Genomic DNA, 17882 nt, shown 5'->3' with positions numbered 1-17882 from the left:
CCTTTCAGGACTCCGGATCCTGGCTGCATGTTTGACCCATGGCGTTGCCATGGCCTGGGGTTGTTTCTCCCCTTTGGGGCTGAGGCATTTTCGTACAACTTGAAAATCAAATTGTGCGTTGCCGAGGGGGCGTTGAACTGGCGGTGTTTTGCGACATACGTCCCCTGGGCACGACGATGCGCGCCCCTCCAACGGAGGGTGGGTGCGTGGATTGCGCGATTCGTGGTGCAGCACGTTTTGAACAGGCTCTTTTTGAAGCTTTCCAAAACTCGAACCAGCCCTCTAGTCTGGGAGGTTTCCATGAAACCTTTCCTGATTGAACACTGTCGCAGCGTATTCCGCGCCCTTGGTGTTGCACTCGTCATGCTGATGGGTGCCACCGCGTGCAGCAAAGAGACTGAGGCTGCCGGAAGCTCCATGCCACAGCCGAAAGAGGTCTCCCGTGCCGTGGCGGCCGAAGCCCAGGGCCTGGTGGAGGACGCGGCGTTTGCCCTGCAGATGAAGGACTATCCCCGGGCTGTCGAGTCGCTGACCAAGGCGACCAAGCTGCGCAGTGACATTCCGGAGTGGTGGGTTGATCTTGGGGCGACCCAGAAACGGCTGAACAATTCGAGCGATGCCAAGGCGAGCTACAGGAAGGCGCTGGCGATACATGAGGATCGCTACGACAAGTCGAAAAACATCGTGAACCTCATTCCCCAATTCCACATCCTTCTTCTGCTTGATCGCGAGAAGGATGCGCGCGCTCTCCTGGAGAACGCCAAGAAGCGCCATGGAGACGATCCCGTGCTCAAGGAGTTCATCGCTGCCCGGGGCATCGACGCCCTGCTCGAGGATCCCTACATCAAGGACAACCGGATCTGAGCGCGGTCGGGGCTTCTCTCAGGGAGCCCAGTTTCTCGGCGGCGCCGCCAGCGAGAAGTCGGTGAGCTCCAGCGTCAGGTTGGGATTGTAGGCCGGATCGTGCTCGATCTGCGCCTTCCACCGCTGGAGCATGGTTTCCACTTCGCGACGGAAACGCTCGTGCTTTTCAGGCGTGTCCTCGGCGCCGCGGCTTGCGCTCTCATGGTGGTAGAGTTCGGCGAATGGCGTCCAAAGGTTGCGGTAACCCGCCGCCTGCACATTCAGGCAGAAGTCGATGTCGTTGAACGCAACGGCCAGGCCTTCGTCCAGACCTCCGACCTGTTCGAAGACGGACCGGCGCACGAGCAGGCACGCGGCGGTGACTGAACTGTAATTCTGCACCAGGCGTGCACGATTGAAACGACCTTCAGTGCCGCGCGGATAATCGCGGAAACCGTGGCCGGCCACGCCACCGAGTCCCACAATCACCCCGGCGTGCTGGATTGTCTCGTTGGGGTAGTAGAGCATGGCGCCGACACATCCGATCGCGGGGCGAACGACCTGGCTGACCATCTCCCGCAGCCAGTCGCCGTGGATGACCTCAAGATCGTTGTTGAGCAGGCCGATGATTTCACCGCGCGCGTGCTTCACTCCATGGTTGTTGATCGCGGAGTAGTTGAAGGGTGTGTCGTAGCGGAGCACCGACACGTTTTCGCGGGCGATTTTTCGGAGATAGGCCAGGGTATCGGAATCGTCAGATCCGTTGTCGACGATCAGGATTTCGAAGTTCGGATAATCGGTTTTGGCGAGGATCGTGTCGACGCAGCGCGACAGGAGCTTGAGGCTGTTGCGCGACGGGATGATGAGCGAGACGAGCGGAGCGGGGTCTGGAATTGTCCGCTTCGCGCGCCAGTGGTCGCCGGGAACGGGACTCAGCTCGACTGATTCACCGATGCGGGAGAAATGGTCGGCCAGGGCACGGCGCGCGGCCTCAATCGGGTAATTCTTCTCGCTCAGCAGCATGGCGGTTGAACCCGGAATGGCGCGCCAGTGGTAGAGCACCTTGGGAATATGCCGGATGCGGCCCGGGGAGCTGCGTTCGGTGACGCGAAGGGCGAGGTCCCAGTCCTGGCTTCCCTCGTAGCCGGCTCGGAATCCGCCGACTGCCCGCACGATGTCCGTCCGGTACACGGAGAGGTGTGAAAGGTAGTTCTGACCGACGAAGAGATCGGGGAGGAAGTCGGGCTTGAAATACGGTTCATGCCGGCGGCCTTCCTCATCGATCTTGTCTTCATCACTGTAAACCAGATCGGTGTCGGGTCGCGCCGACAGCAGGGCGGCCACTTCATAGAGTGCATGCGGCGCAAGCTCGTCGTCGTGATCAAGCAGCGCGACAAATTCCCCGGTGGCGATCTCCAGGGCGGAGTTTGAGGCCGCTGAAATGTGGCCATTTTGCGAGCGAAAAACCGTTCTGATCCTGGGATCGTTTCTCGAAAACGCTTCGAGCAGCGGCTTAACGTGTGCAGCCGGCGAGGCATCGTCCGCGATGCAGAGTTCCCAGTGTGGATACGCCTGGTTGATCACGCTCCCGATTGCCTGGCGGAGCCACTTTTCGTCCTCGGGCTTCTGGTGGTAGACCGGCATGACGATCGAAATGAGCGGCCGGGCGGCGAGGGAATCGACATGCCTGCGCAATCCCTCCAGCGATTCGCGCGTGTGCGTGTCGTAGGTCGCGGCCCACCGCTCGTAACTCGTCAACTCCGGCTGGCCATGCTGGGGGCCAACCTTCAGCTCCGTTGAAAAGAAGCGGTGCCAGGCGCCATGCTCGTCGGCCACTTCGAGCACGATTTCCTGGTCGGCTTCCTCCAGTGCCACATCGATCTTGAATCCGCAGTATTCCGCCTGGGGGAGATCGCGCATCGCCGCGAGGACATCCATGCGCTTGAGTCCATAGACGCCCTCATGCACACGGCTGCCGATCCTTGCGCGCACCTTCTTGAGCGGAACTGGCTGGCGGGTGAGGCACCATCCGCGCACGACGATCCTGCTGATCGAGAAACTCCAGGCCTGGGGATAATCGACGCTGAAATGAAACGATGTGATGGGCTCGGTGAAGTCACCCGGGTTGAAGGCGAGCGTGCTGTCGGGGATGGCGGCAGCCGCAGCGGCGGGGTGCTTCGGTTTCCGTTTCCGGAGGGGATCGACGACCAGTCGCCGCAGCGCGCGCAATGGCGCGGTGGCACGCCAGGAGAAAGACGACTGCATGGCGCGGATCTTCGCCTCGCGCTGCGCAACCAGGTCCGCGCCGCGCTGGATGGACTCCCTGAGCTGGGCGATCTCGCTTCGAGAGCGCTCCCCCAGCGCGAGCGCCCGAGCGCGCGTCTGCGTCAGCTCGTAGCTGGTCCTGGCCAGCGATCCGTCGAGTGCGACGATCCTGCCGTGCGCGGATGTGAGTTCCGCTTCGATCCGCTGCCTCCACTGGTCATTCTGGGCCAGATGCTCGCGGGTCAGGGCGAGGGCGTTCTCGAGGTTCCTGGCGTGATTCTCCGTGGCTTCCACGCGCTCTTTCAGCTGCGTCAGCTCGACTGCACTCTCGCTGAGACGCTTTTCAGAATTGACCAGCGCGGCTTCAAATGCCCGCGCCTGGGCGCGCGCGGAACGCAGCAGGGTTTCGGTTTGTTCGCGATGCGCATTCCCGCGATTGTGGTCGTGCTTCAGCGCAGCGTGGGTCTTCTCGAGATTCTCGACGTGCGTCTGTGTCGCGTGAAGCGTCGCCTCGACATTTTTGGCATGCTGGTCCGTCAGCATCCAGCCGCGCTTCCATTCGTCGCGGTCGCGCTCCAACTGATCGCAGGCTGCGCGCAGGGTCTGCTCGGATTGTTCAACCGACACCTCGAGCTGGCGCGAGAGCCGGGTGAAATCCGCGGTCAGAGCGATGATGTCGCTCCAGAGCGGAGTGGCTGGTGCCGCCAGCGAAGCGAGCTGATCCTGAAGATTCCGGGCCAGGAGCGTGACATCGCCGCCGTCGGTGACCGCCGTCCACGCAGGCTTTATCGGCCGCGCCGCGAGTTCGGCATAGAACTGCTCGAGGCGCCGGGAGTTTTTCGTGAGATCGAATCGCTCCCTTGCGAAGGTGACGCCGCCGGCGCCGATTGTCGCCGCGGACCGCGGATCCTCGAAGACGCGTCTGCAGGCATCGGCGATGGACTGCGGAGTGGCATCCGAGAGAAGGATGGAGTTTTTTCCGTCCTGAAGCTCGAGTCCGATATTGGATGCGATCGTGATGACCGGCCGACCGCTAGCCAGGTATTCGGGAAGTTTTGACGGGAGGCGGAAATCGTTGAAACGCCCGGGATGCCCCGGTTGCACCAGGACATCACTCAATGCGAGCAATCCGGGCAGGCGTGCCTTTTCGATGAAACCCAGATCAATGGTCCAGTCCTGCCAGCCAGCGGGGAGCGCTTCAATGAATTGCGGGCTGTTGAACCCGGTGCGAATGAGCCGCGTGGCGGTGCCCTGTTCGTTGAGCAGTTTGACCGCGAGGTAGAGGTCGAGGATTTCGCTCTCGTTGGCGAAGGTGTTGCTGCCCGTGAAGACGATGATCTTTTCTTCGGTGCCAAGGCCAAGCTCCGTTTTGAGCGCCGCGCTCGGGGGGGTGGGACGATGGAAAGCGAAGTCGACGCCGGGAGGCAGCGTCAGGACAGGCGTGCCCACGGGAACAAACTGGCGCAGCGTATCCACAATGACAGAAACGCCGTCGGCGAGGCGCAGCAGCGTGCGGTAGCGCAGCGGATGCGGCAGTCCCGAGACGAGTGGTTTGGTGTACTCCGACTCCAGCGATTCACGCAGTTCCCCGATGGGAGTCTGCATGTACGATTCAACCAGGTATTCCTCGTTGTCCTCGAGGTGCACAACGAGCCGGGAGGGGACGCGCCTCTTGTAGGCAATGACAAAACGGCGAACGACTTCGCGCGGCGTCCAGGCGTGCACGATGTCAGCGGCGCGGCCGTCGGGAAACCGGGCCGGATTCTCGAGCAGTTCGTCGAATGTCGCAGCGCCGAACTCCGGCTCGCGAACGACTGAAAGCGTTTCCTTTCCCGCAGGCACGGCGACGATGCAAGCGTGCCCCGCCTCGGTCAGCTTTCGTGCGAAAGCTGAGATGTGGTTGACGCTGTTGGTGGTGAAGTCGCCGTAGTTGACGAACAGGATGTTCACGTCGGTGAATCGAAAGCTTTGATTGATGATGCCGGCACAGGGGCTGCGCTATGATTGGCGCGACAGCACCGATGCAGGCGCGGCAATGGGCAACAAGTTCAGAGGCGTGGCGGCAGGGCGGCTGGGGATCATCTTTGAAGCTTGTGGTTGCAGTTGCGTTGCGGAGCAGGGGGACGGGTCTGCAGGCGACACAGCTTCATCGGTGTAGGCATGCCAGCCTTCAGGCAATCCGTAACTCCGCGGATTTCCAGGGTTGGGCGGTCTCGCCCGCGAAAACCGGGTCGGGGCGGGCAGCAGGGCCAGCTCAGATCAGGCCGAGCTTCATCTTGCCCTCTTCGCTGATCATGGACTGGTTCCAGGGTGGCTCCCAGGTGATGTTGACCACGGCATCGGCGACGCCGGGGACGAGCAGCACCTTGGTCTTTGCATCCTCAGCGATTGCCGGGCCCATGCCGCAGCCGGGTGCGGTCAGGGTCATGGCAACGCTCACTCGATAACCGCCCTGGCCTTCCTCGATCTTCTCGATGTCCATCGAATAGATGAGGCCAAGATCGACGATGTTCACCGGTATTTCCGGGTCATAGACATTCTTCAATTGATCCCAGACGGCGGCGGGATCCGGGGCGCCGTCGGTCAATGGAGTTGCGGCAACCGCGCCGGCGGCAACCGCCTCGCCAATGGAGTCGCCATCCCTGCCATCGATGCGAAAGAGCCCGAAGTCGGTTTGCACAGTGTAGCTTCCACCGAGCGTCTGGTGGATGAACAGGCGCGTGCCTGCGGGCAGGATCTGCTTGTCGCCGCTGGGGATCTGGGTGGCGATGACTTCTCGGGACAGTGTGCGTTCCTTGCTGGCCTTGGACATGGTCTGGCTGTTGCTAATGCTTGGGCTGGTTGAAGGCGCTGCGAAAATGCAGCTCGATCAGCTTGATCAGGACGGCGTGAAGCTTCTCGTTCTCGAGGCGGTTCAGGACCTCCTCGAAGAAACCGAAGACGAGCAGCTCCCTCGCAACCACCGGGGTGATGCCGCGGGATTCGAGATAGAAAAGCTGCGCCGGATCGACCTGGCTGGTTGTTGCGCCATGCGTGCACCTCACGTCGTTGGCCTGGATTTCGAGACCGGGAAGGCTGTTGGCGTCCGCGCTGTCGGAGAGCATGAGATTGCGGTTGCTCTGATAGGCGTCGGTCTTCTGGGCATCCGGATCCACCACTATCAGCCCGGAGAAGATCGTCTTCGCTGTATCCAGAAGGGCGTTCTTGTAGAGGAGGTCACTCTTGGTGTTTGGCGCCTGATGAATCTGAAGCGTGCGCTGATCGAACTCCTGGTCGCCCGAGGCCACCGTGATCGCGAGCATCTCGGAAAGCGCACCGGGTGCCTGAAGCTGGGAGAGCGATTCGTGGCGCGCCTGTTTTCCGCCGAGGTGGAGGTTGAGCGACTGCACGCGCGCGTCGCGGCGAACGAGGGTGGAGTTGAGCTGGAAGGAGAGCGTGTTGTACGACCAAAGCTGTGCGGCGACGTAGGTGAGGGTGGCACCGTGTCCGGCGTAGAGGTCGTTCGCCCCGCAGGCAAAGGCATCGAATGAGACGGCGGGGTTGGCGGGCTTGGGAGAGGAGTCGCCGTCTGCCGTCACGAACACGTCGACAACCGTCACCTTGGAGTTTTCCTCCGCGATCACGAGTGTGTGCGGAAAAACGGCGGATCCGGCTCCGGTGGACGCGTGGGTCACCACAATGGGCGACTTCAACTCGACGCCACGTGGGACGTAGATGAAGGCGCCGTCGGGAATGAATGCGGTGTGCAGCGCGGCGAACTTTTCAGAGCCGAGCTTCTGCGGCTGCGCCATGAAGTGCTTGCGCAGCAGCTCCGAATGGGTCGTCAGACCCTCGAGGATCGTTGCAACGATGATGCCCGAGGAGGCAGGGCCCGCCGCGAGCGGAGTGCGTCCGGTGAGTCTTCCATCGGTGAAGGTCAACTGGGCCGCCGTATCCTCTATTTGGATACTGGATGCCTTGGTCGAGCCGCCGGAGACCGCCGAGCTGGAGGAGAAGCCGGACAGCGTCAGGTGCTCGCGGCTGCTGAAGCGCCAGGACTCGTCCGTCCGCGGGGGCATCGGCAGGGAGGCAAAGACCGAGTAGGCGCTGCGCTTGCGGTCTATCCACCAGGCGGGAACCGAGGAGGGAAGGCTTGCGAGATGAGCGTTGAATCGCTCGCTCGTGAAGTCGCCGACAAGGTTGGGAGTGGGAGAGGGAGAAAGGGATGTGTTCATGGGTGTGCGTCAGCCGACGGAGCCCTCCATTTCGAGGTCGATGAGACGCTTGAGCTCGACGCTGTACTCCATCGGGAACTGACGCACCAGGTCGTTGACAAATCCGTTGACCGCGAGGCTCATGGCCTGCGCCTCGGTCAGGCCGCGCTGCTGCATGTAGAAGATCTGCTCCTCATTGACCTTGGAGACGCTTGCCTCGTGCTGCACGGCGTGGGAGTCGCCCCTGACGGTGATGGCCGGGTAGGTGTCCGTGCGGCTGTTGGTGTTGATCAGCAGCGCGTCGCACTCGGTGTTGTTCTTGCAGTTCTTGAGATGCTTGCCGATGTGGACCTGGCCGCGGTAGGTGGAGCGACCCTGGCCCACGGAGATCGACTTGGAGATGATGGTCGACGTCGTCTCGTCGGCGGCGTGGATCATCTTGGCGCCGGTGTCCTGGTGCTGGCCGTCGTTGGCGAGCGCGATGGAGATGACCTCGCCGCGGGCCCTGCGTCCCTTGAGGACCACGCCGGGATACTTCATCGTGAGGCGGCTGCCGATGTTGCAGTCGATCCACTTGATTTCGGCGTTCTCGTGGGCGACGCCGCGCTTGGTCACCAGGTTGAAAACGTTGGGGGCCCAGTTTTGGACGGTGATGTACTGGATCTTCGCGCCCTTCAGAGCGACGAGCTCGACGACGGCGCTGTGAAGAGTGGAGGTGGAGAACTTCGGCGCGGTGCATCCCTCCATGTAGGTCACCTCGCTGCCCTCGTCGGCGATGATGAGCGTGCGTTCGAACTGGCCGAAGTTCTCCGCATTGATGCGAAAATAGGCCTGGAGGGGCTGGGCGACTTTCACGCCCTTGGGCACGTAGATGAACGATCCGCCCGAGAACACGGCGCTGTTGAGCGCGGAGAATTTGTTGTCGCCTGTCGGGATGACCTTGCCGAAAAATTTTCGGAACAACTCCGGGTGCTCGCGCAGGGCGGCTGTTGAGTTGAGGAAGATGACTCCCTGCTTGGCGACGATGTCCTTGATGTTGGAGTACGCGGCTTCGCTATCGAACTGGGCCTCGACACCGGCGAGGAACTTGCGCTCCTGTTCGGGGACGCCGAGGCGCTCGAAGGTCCGCTTGATGTCATCGGGGACCTCGTCCCAGGTGCGCTTGGGCTTCTGCCCTTGGGAAAGATAGTAACGGATTCTGTCGAATTCGACGTTGAGAAGGTCGCTGGTGGCCCAGTGCGTGGGCATGGGCTTGGCGAGGAAGGTCTTCAGAGCGGCCAGCCGGAAGTCGAGAATCCAGGGAGCCTCCTTCTTGATGGCGCTGATGTAGCGCACGGTGTTTTCGCTCAGACCGACACCGGCGTCGTATTTGTAGTAAATGTCGTACTTGAAGTCACCTACGGCCTGATCAATGCCGACGGTCGGGTTTTCGATGACCGTTTCGGCGGGTTCGGTTTCCAGGTCGGTGGGAGTTTTCATGGCAGCCTAGAGTAAGTGTGGAATTCAGGAGATGGAACGGACTGGCGGGTGGCGGCGCCTGATTGTCAGGCGATGGCCAGCTCCTGCTTGACCCAGTCGTAGCCGCGCGATTCGAGCTCGAGAGCGAGCGACTTGTCGCCGCTTTTCACGATGCGCCCGTCGTACATCACATGGACGAAATCGGGCACGATGTGGTTGAGGAGGCGCTGGTAGTGGGTGATGAGGAGGACTCCCAGACCGGGGCCGCGGAGCGTATTGACGCCATCGGCGACGATGCGCAGGGCGTCGATGTCGAGGCCGGAGTCGGTTTCATCCATCAGGGCAAACTTGGGCTCGAGCATGGCCATCTGGAGGATTTCGCAGCGCTTCTTCTCACCGCCGGAGAAACCCTCGTTGACCGAGCGTGAGGTGAACTTCCGGTCGATCTTGAGGAGGTCCATCTTCTGGTAGAGGCGCTTGTAGTAGGCGGTGGCGTCGAGCTCCTCGTCCTCGCCCATGCGAGCTTGAACGGCGGCGCGAAGGAAATTGGCGATGGATACGCCCGGAATTTCAGAAGGATACTGGAACGCGAGAAAGATTCCCGCGCGTGCGCGTTCATCGGGCTCCTGTTCGAGGATGGATTTGCCGTCGAGCAGGACATCGCCCTGCGTGATGGCGTAGTCCGGATGACCGGCGATTGCCTTGGCGAGTGTGGACTTGCCGGTTCCGTTCGGACCCATGATGGCATGGACCTCGCCCCGGTTGATGGTCAGGGACAGGCCTTTGACTATCGACTTTTCGCCGATGGCTACGTGGAGGTCGCGAATTTCTAGTGAGGACATGAAGTAATGAGTGTGGAAATGGGTGCCGGATCAGTTGGAAGGAGTGTCGGTAGGAGCGAGATGCTGGGCGTGAGTCTTGCCTCGAAACATGATCTCGACGTCCGACACGGCATAGCTATGCGGCAGAAGTGCCTTGAGCTGTTCAACGATACCCGGGGGAAGATCGACATCGTAGGTCGATCCCGAGGCTTCATCGTGAAAGTGGGCGTGCGGGTGAAGATTCGGGCAATAGCGCGTGGGTCCGCGCTCAAAATTGACCTGTCGAATCAGACTGCATTGGACCAAGGCCTCGAGACAGTTGTAAACGGTTGCCAATGAGATCGTGGGCATTTCGGCCTTAACCCGGGCAAAAACCTCATCGGCAGTGGGGTGATCCCGGCGTTTGATCAGAATATCATAGACCATTTCCCGTTGGGGCGTGTTTCGAAGACCGCTGCCAGCCAATCGTTGTGACAGGGAATCTGGAGTGATCTGGGCCGAAGGAATCATAGATTGACTCCAGCAATGGATGAGACTGGGTCTAAGTTGCAAGCAATAATTAGAATAATTCTAATTATTGGTCGGTTGCTCGAGCAAACGAGCTCCCAATAGGGACAGGCTATTGCAACCGACCGGGTTGATTGAAATCGAGGTGCCGAATCTCGATTCCGGTGAGTCGGCCGGGCCTCAGCGCTCAGGCACCGTGTTCGGCGAGCCAGCGTTCGGCCTCGATGGCGGCCTGGCATCCCATGCCTGCGGCGGTGATCGCCTGTCGATAGACATGGTCGGAGCAGTCGCCAGCCACATACACCCCCGGTACCCGGGTTCGCACCTGGGATCCGGGCTGTGGCTTGAAATAACCGTTCTCGTCCACCTCCAGGGCCGGGGTGAACACCTTGCTGTTGGGGATGTGGCCGATGGCAACAAAGATGCCCTTGACCGGAAGTACGCGCTCCGCACCGGTCTCAACATGCCGAACCTTCAACCCGCTGACCGCACCCTCCGCCACACCCAAGGCCTCAAGAGGCACAGAATTCCAGACCATCTCGATTTTCTCGTGCGTCGTGGCGCGTTCAGCCATGATCTTTGATGCGCGCAATTCGCCCCGGCGGTGAACCAGATAAACCCTGCTGGCGAAGCGGGTCAGAAAGAGCGCCTCTTCGGCCGCGCTGTCACCACCGCCGATCACGGCAACCTCCATGTTGCGGTAGAACGCTCCGTCGCAGGTCGCACAGGTTGTCACACCCTTGCCCCCAAAAAGTTCCTTCTCGCCGGGAATGCCGGTCATGCGGGGCGATGCCCCGGTCGCAATGATGACGGTCTTCGCGAGCAGCGTGCGGTCGCCCAGAACGAGGCGTCGGGGCTGGGCGGAGAAATCAACGCTGGTCACAAGCGCCTGTTCATAACGGGCACCGAAGCGGGCGGCCTGCTCCCGCATGTTTTGGGTGAGCTCGAATCCATCCACGCCATTGGGGAAACCGGGATAGTTTTCGACCTCGCTTGTCGTGGTAAGCTGGCCGCCGGGCTGAGGTCCTTCGAGGACGAGCGGGTTGAGGCTGGCTCGTGCCGCGTAGATGGCGGCGGTGAGACCGGCGCAGCCGGTACCTATGATGACGACGTTCTCGATGGTTTGGCTGGACATGGATGATGCTTCTGCGGAGGCGATGTGTGGCGTTTCAAACTGAATTAGGTATGTGCGATTGAAGCGCAAACCGAATGAACGCATTCCCTCCGGGGATTTGTTTCGTTTGCCAACCGGTCGCGGCTTCGCCAGTCAGGAGTGCCCCCTTTTCCATAAACAGCCCCTGCATCGCCAGGCCCTCACCCGCTCATTGTCCAATGAAAGGATGCACGCTCGCTCTGTTGGTTTGTCACGTAATCCTCTGTCTCGCTGCTGCGTCGTCCGAGCCACAATTGCTCCGCCCCAGATACCACAGTGCGGCCTTGAACGCCGAGCGAGGATACCTGCTCTACCTGCCGCCTAGGCATGAAGAACGTGCTCATTGGCCGGTCATCCTTTTTCTGCACGGGAATGGGGAACGTGGCGATGGAGATGGTGACCTCGACTACCTCCTCATGCATGGGCCGCTCTTTGAAGCCTGGTGTCAGCGTCGTGATCTCCCGTTCATCATCATTTCGCCGCAGATGCCCATGCAGGACCAGGGCGAGGTCAGCTACATCAAGAATCGAAAACCGGCCGACATTCCACGGCAACTGGCCTCCGGGCGTCATCCCTATCCACCGCACTACAGAGGCAGTGATATCATGCAGGGGCGGCCTGCGGAGGAAATTCCGGAGGGGAAGCCGGACGGGATTCCAGCTGGGTTGGGTGATCCGTTGACCTCCGGCAAGGGATGGAGCCTTCTTGCAGACGACGTCATGGACATCCTCGACGACGTCCTTGTCCGATACAAGGGCGATCGAAACCGCGTCTATCTCACCGGCATAAGCCTTGGAGGCTTTGGCACCTGGAGGCTGGCATCGCTCCACCCGGATCGATTCGCGGCCATTGCGCCCGTGGCGGGATTTGGCACGAGGGCGGTTGCGCCGTCACTGGTGAAGACGCCCCTGTGGGTCTTTGCGGGCGGGCGGGACACGACGGTGAAGCTGGTCTATTTTTATGCGGCGCTGAATGAACTCGAGAAGCTCGGTCACAACGACGTGCGATTCACCATCGAGGCCGACATGGGCCATGATGTCTGGAGGCGGGTCTATGCCGGCCAGGATCTCTATGACTGGATGCTTTTGCATTCCAGGTGAAGGATCGAGACGCGCTGCGTGAAGTCATTGAAACCAGTGCCTTTTCTTCATTCATCATGTCAATCTTCACTCGTTTTCTCATCGTCTCCTGCGCCATGCTCCCGGTCTCGGGGGCATCCGCAGGGACTTCTTCGATCACCATGAATTCGTTTGGCAAACTGGGCGACGGTCGCGAGGCCGCCTTGTACACCTTGGTCAACGCGAACGGCGTTCGCGCGGACATCAGCAACTACGGAGGCATCCTTGTTCGTCTGCTGGTGCCGGATCGCAACGGTCATCTCGACGATGTTGTGCTGGGACTGAACTCCGTGGAGGAATACGTTCGGGGTTCCCCGTTTTTCGGTGCTATCGTCGGCCGATATGGCAATCGCATCGCCCACGGCAGGTTCACGCTTGATGGCCGCACCTATGAGTTGGTGACCAACAATGAGCCCGGCGGAATCCCGTGTCACCTCCACGGAGGGAAAACCGGATTCGACAAGGTGCTGTGGCGGGCGGAGCCGCTGCTCCGGGACAATGTCCCGGGTCTTCGGCTGCACTATCTCAGTCGCGACGGGGAGGAAAGTTATCCAGGCAATCTCGATGTCACTATCCACTACTGGCTCGGCAACGACAATGCGCTGAAGATCGAGTACGCGGCGACAACCGACAAGGCCACGCCGGTCAATCTGACGCAGCACTCGTACTTCAATTTGAAGGGAGAGGGGCGCGGGGACATTCTGGATCATGTGCTCACGCTCCACGCAAAGCGTTACACGCCGGTGAATGCGGGTTTGATCCCGACGGGAGAACTGGCTCCGGTGGCCGGCACGCCGATGGACTTCACGACCCCGCACGCCATCGGCGAGCGAATCAATGAAGCGCATCCACAGCTTGGGTTCGGCGGCGGTTACGATCACAACTGGGTGATCGATGGAAAGCCCGGTGACCTGAGGCTTGCGGCCCGCGTGCACGAGCCGAAGTCGGGCCGCCTCATGGAAGTGTGGACGGAGGAGCCGGGAGTCCAGTTCTACAGTGGCAATCATCTGACTCCGAAAAAGGTCGGAAAATCCGGGAAGCCCTATCAACCGCGCGGCGGACTGTGTCTGGAAACGCAGCACTACCCCGACTCGCCCAATCACCCCGATTTTCCCTCTACGATCCTGCGTCCGGGCGAACGCTACCAGACGACCACGATCTACAAGTTTCTCGTGGAGTAGGGTGTCCGGGAAGCCGCACATGGCTTGACTTGCTTTCTCTTCTGGACAACTTCCTGTCCATATGAGGCCGATCACCTATACAATGGCGCGGGAAAATCTGGCGGCTACGATGGACAGGGTCTGCGAGAGCTGCGAGCCTGTTGTCATCACTCGCAATCGCGATCAGGCGGTGGTCATGTTGTCGCTCGATGAATACAGGGCTCTGGAAGAAACCGCCTACCTGATGCGCAGCCCGGCCAATGCACGCAGAATCCTGAGCGCCATCCAGCAGCTTGAAGCTGGCAAGGGCAGGACACGCAGGTTGATGGAGGCTTGACGCCTGCCGGGCCGACTTCATGGAGCTGGTGTTTTCCGAGCAGGCTTGGGAGGACTACCTGCATTGGCAGCAGACAAATCCGAAGCAACTTCGGCGGGTCAATCAGCTCGTGAAAGAAATCTGCCGCTCGCCTTTTGATGGCATCGGCAAGCCGGAGCCGTTGAAACATGCCCTCCGTGGCTGGTGGTCCCGGCGGATCGATGGAGAGCATCGCATCGTTTACAAGATGGCGGGGCGCCAGCTGTTCATCGCGCAGATTCGGCTTCATTACTGAAGTGGCTGGTCAGTTCGGGACGGAAGCTGGCGGTTGCCATCCAGGAAGGCTGAACAGAGCCCGGTGCCAACCACGTCCTGAAGCATGGGATTCAAACGATCCCCGAGGCACTTGTCCTGGAAGGCTTCGGGCATTTGGAGTTCATGCGACGTTTAATTTAGTGATTGCTTAATTAAGTAATGTTTGAATTATATCGGCATGCTCAGTCTTGAAGCCCTGGCCGATCCCACGCGACGCCGCATTGTCGAACTCCTTGCCCGGAGCGACCGCACTGCGGGCGAACTGGTGAAGGAGTTCGACGTCAGCGCGCCCGCGATTTCGCAGCATCTCAAGGTGCTCCGGGAGGCGGGGCTGGTGACGACCCGGGACGAGGGGCAGCTGCGCATCCAGTCGCTCAATCCCGAGGGCCTGGACAAGGTGGACGCCTGGATTGAGAAGACGCGCTCCTTCTGGAGCCGGCGGCTCGATGCCCTCGAGCGCGAACTGAGGGCCGAGGACGAGCGTCAGAAAAGGAAGACCAAATCATGAAATCGAAATCCAACAGCGAGAGTGACCCCAACAACGACGCTCACGGCGAATTCATCGACCGGGGCGAGGTTCGTCTGACACGTCTGCTACCCGGTCCGATCGAACGCGTCTGGCAGTACCTGACCGATCCTGAGAAGCGGGCCCGCTGGATAGCCGGGGGAATCACCGAGCTTCGCGCAGGTGGAAGGATCGTGTTTGCCATGCGCCACGCGAACCTGTCGCCGGGCGAGACTCCGCCGGAGCGGTACAGGCAGGTTCAGGACCCCGGGGTGACCTTCGAGGGCCGCGTTCTGCGCTGCGAGCCGCCGCGGCTGCTGGTCTTCACGTTCGGCGGAGATGATTCGGAGGTGACCTTTGAGCTCACGCCGCAGGGCGGAAGCGTCCTGCTCGTCCTGACGCATCGTGCGAAAGGGGAGGATCTGCCCGATCTGAGCAACTACGCGTCCGGCTGGCATACGCACGTTGCGCTGCTCACCGCGCTGCTTGAAGGAAATCTGCCCCCGCCCTTTTGGGCGACACACGCGCGGTTGCAGCCCGAGTACGAGCGGCGCCTCGCGAATCAGTTCAGGTGAGTGCTCAACCCTTAGACATCATGTCCTCTCAGAAGTCCCTTAATTCAAGAACAGCCACCCCGGTGCAGTGGCTTGCCGCCCGTCGCGCGCTTTTACGCGAAGAGAAAAAGCTCACCCGCCTGCAGGACAGGATCGCCGAGCGCCGCCGCAAGCTTCCGTGGGTGAGAGTCGACAAGGAATACACATTCGCATCCTCCAGAAGGCGCGTCACTCTCTCGGACTTGTTCACGAACCGAAGCCAGTTGATCGTCCAGCATTTCATGTTTGGGCCTGGCTGGAAGGAAGGGTGTCCGAGTTGCTCGTTCATGATGGATCATTTCGTTTCCACGACTACGCATCTGGCCGCCCGGGATGTGTCGTTTGCGGCCATTTCCCATGCGCCGATTTCTGAAATCCTGCCGTTCAAGAAACGCATGGGGTGGAATGTAAACTGGGTCTCATCGCATGGCACTGATTTCAATTTTGACTATCATGTGTCGTTTGATCCGAAGCTGGCCGCCTCTGGTAGGGTGTACTACAACTTCGCGCAGCAGGAGGTGCGCGACGCCGAGGAAATGCCCGGGATTAGTGTCTTTGCACGAGGTGACGACGGCGCGATCTATCACACCTACTCCACCTATTTCCGCGGCGTGGAGGTCATATTCGCCACCTACCACCTGCTTGATCTTGTTCCGAAAGGACGCGACGAGGAGGGCATGAACGGCATGGAATGGCTGCGCCACCATGACAGGTACAAGCATGAGTTGGCCAAGGTGTGAGTCATTGATTCGGCATTGATGTCGCGACCTCCAGCACCTTGCCGGCCTACGACGCGTCATCGATATCGATGATTCGAATCTCACGCTCACCGTGGTCCAACCAGTAGGCAAAAACGTAGTTGTCGATCATCAAGTTTTCAATCGGTCGACCGGATTCATCGGGCGTCGAGTAGTCGCTGCGAACGTGCGGGTGATCCGCCAGCTGACAAACCAGATCCATGACCTGGCGCTGACGGCGCTTGGGAAGGTGGAGCAAGTAGTCCGCGGCTCCCTCGGAAAACACAGGCTTGTAACCCGTATTACCCACGGGTTGCCACCCGGCGTTCCAACTCGGCAATGGAGACCTTCTTTCCGGCGTCCATGTCGCGCATCCGACGGGTAGCCATCTTCTTCCATTCTGGCCGTTCGTGCCGCAAGCGAATCATGTAAGCGTTCAACTCGCGCCGTTCACGCAGCGAAAGGCGCGAGATCTCCTGCTTCAACTGGAGCAACGTCATGTCGGTAAAGATTGCCGAAGAATGTACGCCGTCAAGACGGGCTTCTTTGGCTAACTCGCGGACGACGTGGCGTCGTCGACGGATCGTTCGAGCATGCGTGTAAGGTAGGTTTGTTCAGGTCCCACATGGGCGAGGGCGAGGGCGCGGCGAAAACAGGCGGCCGCGGCGGACTCGTCTTTGAGGCGCCAATGGAGTTCGCCCCGGACGGCGTGGTACAGGTAGTGCGACTCGATTTTCTCGCGGCCGGGAATACCTTCAATGGCGTCGAGCCCCGCCTGCGGGCCATGCAGGTGGGCGACAGCGACGGCGCGATTCAGCGCGACGATGGGTGAAGGCTTGATGCGCTGGAGTTCGTCGTAATGGCGCAGGATGCGGGCCCAGTCGGTCGAGGCGTAATCAGGTGCAAGGCAGTGAATGGCGGCGATGCCGGCCTGAAGGTGGTATTCGCTCAGGTCGGTGCCATCGGCTGCCGCGGCAAGGTGCAGCAGGCCTTGCTCGATCATGCGGTGGTCCCATTTCGAACGGTCCTGGTCATGCAGCCGCAGCAGCGCGCCGTGTTCGTCGAGGCGGGAGGGGAAACGGGCCGCCGTCAGCAGCATCAGGGCCATCAATGCGTGTGCGCGAGGCACCTTGCCCGCGGGGTGAGCGAGGAGCAGGGACAGCAGGCGCATGGCCTCGTGACAGAGCTCCTCACGCAGAAGGTTGTCGCCGGCGGTGGCCTTGTGACCTTCGTTGAAAAGCAGATAAATGGACGCCAGCACGCCGTTCAGTCGCGGCGTGAGGTCCTCGCCTTCCGGTACGTCGAAGCCGATGCCTGCATCATGGATGCGTTGTTTTGTGCGGGTGATCTGCTTTTCGATCGCGGCCTCGCTGCTGAGAAAGGCGCGGGCGATTTCGGAGGTGCCGAAACCGCAGAGCACCTTCAGGGCGAGAATGACCTGTGCGTCGGGAGCGATGGATGGATGACAGCAAACGAACATGAGCCTCAGGGTGTCGTCGCTGATTGCGTGCGCGGAATCCCCCGCGACCGCCGGGCGTGGGATTGTCTGCTCGTGGTGGGTGATGATGGCCTGTTCCTTTCCGAACGCCATGCGGTGGTGGCGCAGGTGGTCTCTCGCCAGATTCATTGCCACCTGAGTGATCCAGGCGGAAGGATTGGGCGGAATGCCGCCCATTGACCAAGTCCGCAATGCACGCAGCATTGCCTCCTGGGTGATGTCCTCGGCTAGGGACAGGTTGTGCACGCCCAGCAGGCGTACCAACGCCCCGTGAAGACGCCCGGTTTCGTGCCGGAAGAAATGCTCGACGAGTTGCGCCGGTTGGGCGCCCGCCGGCGGCGGGCGCGGCAGATCCGTCGCGGAAATCACTGGGTCTGGCATGCGCCGGAAGTGTGGAGTG

Annotated in this window: 18 protein-coding genes; 8 read left to right on the top strand and 10 right to left on the bottom strand. The window is 60.8% G+C overall.

What is annotated here, in order from left to right; all coding sequences use genetic code 11:
• The first annotated feature begins 300 nt into the window (after positions 1-300).
• Positions 301-864 (top strand): hypothetical protein, encoded by a 564-nt coding sequence (locus tag HS122_02920; protein ID MBE7537351.1) that lies wholly within the window; start codon positions 301-303, stop codon positions 862-864.
• Positions 865-882: 18 nt separating this feature from the next.
• On the opposite strand, the gene HS122_02915 is transcribed toward HS122_02920, so the two are convergent.
• The 7 genes from HS122_02915 to trxB form a co-directional block, all read right to left on the bottom strand.
• Complete coding sequence (locus HS122_02915; GenBank protein MBE7537350.1) at positions 883-5058, bottom strand: glycosyltransferase; 4176 nt, start codon at positions 5056-5058, stop codon at positions 883-885.
• 304 nt (positions 5059-5362) lie between these two features.
• On the bottom strand, positions 5363-5920 hold the full coding sequence (locus HS122_02910) for a DUF59 domain-containing protein (protein ID MBE7537349.1): 558 nt from the start codon (positions 5918-5920) through the stop codon (positions 5363-5365).
• 13 nt (positions 5921-5933) lie between these two features.
• Positions 5934-7322 carry a Fe-S cluster assembly protein SufD gene (gene sufD, locus HS122_02905; protein MBE7537348.1) on the bottom strand — a complete coding sequence of 463 codons (1389 nt, stop codon included), beginning with the start codon at positions 7320-7322 and terminating at the stop codon, positions 5934-5936.
• Positions 7323-7331: 9 nt separating this feature from the next.
• Entirely contained in the window at positions 7332-8780 is a 1449-nt protein-coding gene (gene sufB / locus HS122_02900; protein ID MBE7537347.1) for a Fe-S cluster assembly protein SufB, read from the bottom strand.
• 65 nt (positions 8781-8845) lie between these two features.
• Positions 8846-9601: a Fe-S cluster assembly ATPase SufC gene (gene sufC, locus HS122_02895; GenBank protein ID MBE7537346.1), complete on the bottom strand. Its 756-nt coding sequence runs from the start codon at positions 9599-9601 to the stop codon at positions 8846-8848.
• Positions 9602-9631: 30 nt separating this feature from the next.
• Positions 9632-10090, bottom strand: coding sequence for a transcriptional repressor (locus HS122_02890; GenBank protein ID MBE7537345.1), 459 nt, complete (start codon positions 10088-10090; stop codon positions 9632-9634).
• A 184-nt stretch (positions 10091-10274) separates the two neighbouring features.
• Positions 10275-11222: a thioredoxin-disulfide reductase gene (gene trxB / locus HS122_02885; protein MBE7537344.1), complete on the bottom strand. Its 948-nt coding sequence runs from the start codon at positions 11220-11222 to the stop codon at positions 10275-10277.
• Positions 11223-11593: 371 nt separating this feature from the next.
• Between trxB and HS122_02880 the strand changes: the two genes are divergently transcribed.
• The 7 genes from HS122_02880 (at position 11594) to HS122_02850 (ending at position 15987) form a co-directional block, all read left to right on the top strand.
• Positions 11594-12340: a prolyl oligopeptidase family serine peptidase gene (locus HS122_02880; protein ID MBE7537343.1), complete on the top strand. Its 747-nt coding sequence runs from the start codon at positions 11594-11596 to the stop codon at positions 12338-12340.
• Between the two features lie 56 nt (positions 12341-12396).
• On the top strand, positions 12397-13539 hold the full coding sequence (locus HS122_02875; protein ID MBE7537342.1) for a galactose mutarotase: 1143 nt from the start codon (positions 12397-12399) through the stop codon (positions 13537-13539).
• Between the two features lie 61 nt (positions 13540-13600).
• Complete coding sequence (locus HS122_02870; protein ID MBE7537341.1) at positions 13601-13855, top strand: type II toxin-antitoxin system prevent-host-death family antitoxin; 255 nt, start codon at positions 13601-13603, stop codon at positions 13853-13855.
• Positions 13856-13874: 19 nt separating this feature from the next.
• Complete coding sequence (locus HS122_02865; protein ID MBE7537340.1) at positions 13875-14129, top strand: Txe/YoeB family addiction module toxin; 255 nt, start codon at positions 13875-13877, stop codon at positions 14127-14129.
• Between the two features lie 198 nt (positions 14130-14327).
• Positions 14328-14657 (top strand): winged helix-turn-helix transcriptional regulator, encoded by a 330-nt coding sequence (locus HS122_02860; protein MBE7537339.1) that lies wholly within the window; start codon positions 14328-14330, stop codon positions 14655-14657.
• Positions 14654-15229, top strand: a complete 576-nt coding sequence (locus HS122_02855; GenBank protein ID MBE7537338.1) for an SRPBCC family protein — start codon at positions 14654-14656, stop codon at positions 15227-15229. The genes HS122_02860 and HS122_02855 overlap by 4 nt, the downstream gene beginning before the upstream one ends.
• A gap of 20 nt (positions 15230-15249) precedes the next feature.
• Positions 15250-15987: a DUF899 domain-containing protein gene (locus HS122_02850; GenBank protein MBE7537337.1), complete on the top strand. Its 738-nt coding sequence runs from the start codon at positions 15250-15252 to the stop codon at positions 15985-15987.
• A 46-nt stretch (positions 15988-16033) separates the two neighbouring features.
• On the opposite strand, the gene HS122_02845 is transcribed toward HS122_02850, so the two are convergent.
• The 3 genes from HS122_02845 to HS122_02835 are packed head-to-tail and all read right to left on the bottom strand — an operon-like array spanning position 16034 to position 17863.
• Positions 16034-16294, bottom strand: a complete 261-nt coding sequence (locus tag HS122_02845) for a hypothetical protein (protein ID MBE7537336.1) — start codon at positions 16292-16294, stop codon at positions 16034-16036.
• On the bottom strand, positions 16287-16484 hold the full coding sequence (locus tag HS122_02840; protein MBE7537335.1) for a hypothetical protein: 198 nt from the start codon (positions 16482-16484) through the stop codon (positions 16287-16289). Before HS122_02840 ends, HS122_02845 begins: the two co-directional genes overlap by 8 nt.
• Positions 16485-16534: 50 nt before the next feature.
• Positions 16535-17863, bottom strand: coding sequence for a sigma factor, ECF subfamily protein (locus tag HS122_02835; protein MBE7537334.1), 1329 nt, complete (start codon positions 17861-17863; stop codon positions 16535-16537).
• Positions 17864-17882 lie beyond the last annotated feature (19 nt).

The sequence above is a fragment of the Opitutaceae bacterium genome (assembly GCA_015075305.1).
Taxonomy (GTDB): domain Bacteria; phylum Verrucomicrobiota; class Verrucomicrobiia; order Opitutales; family Opitutaceae; genus UBA6669.
Note: the sequence above shows the minus strand (reverse complement) of the source record. Positions and strands in the feature narration are given on the sequence as shown.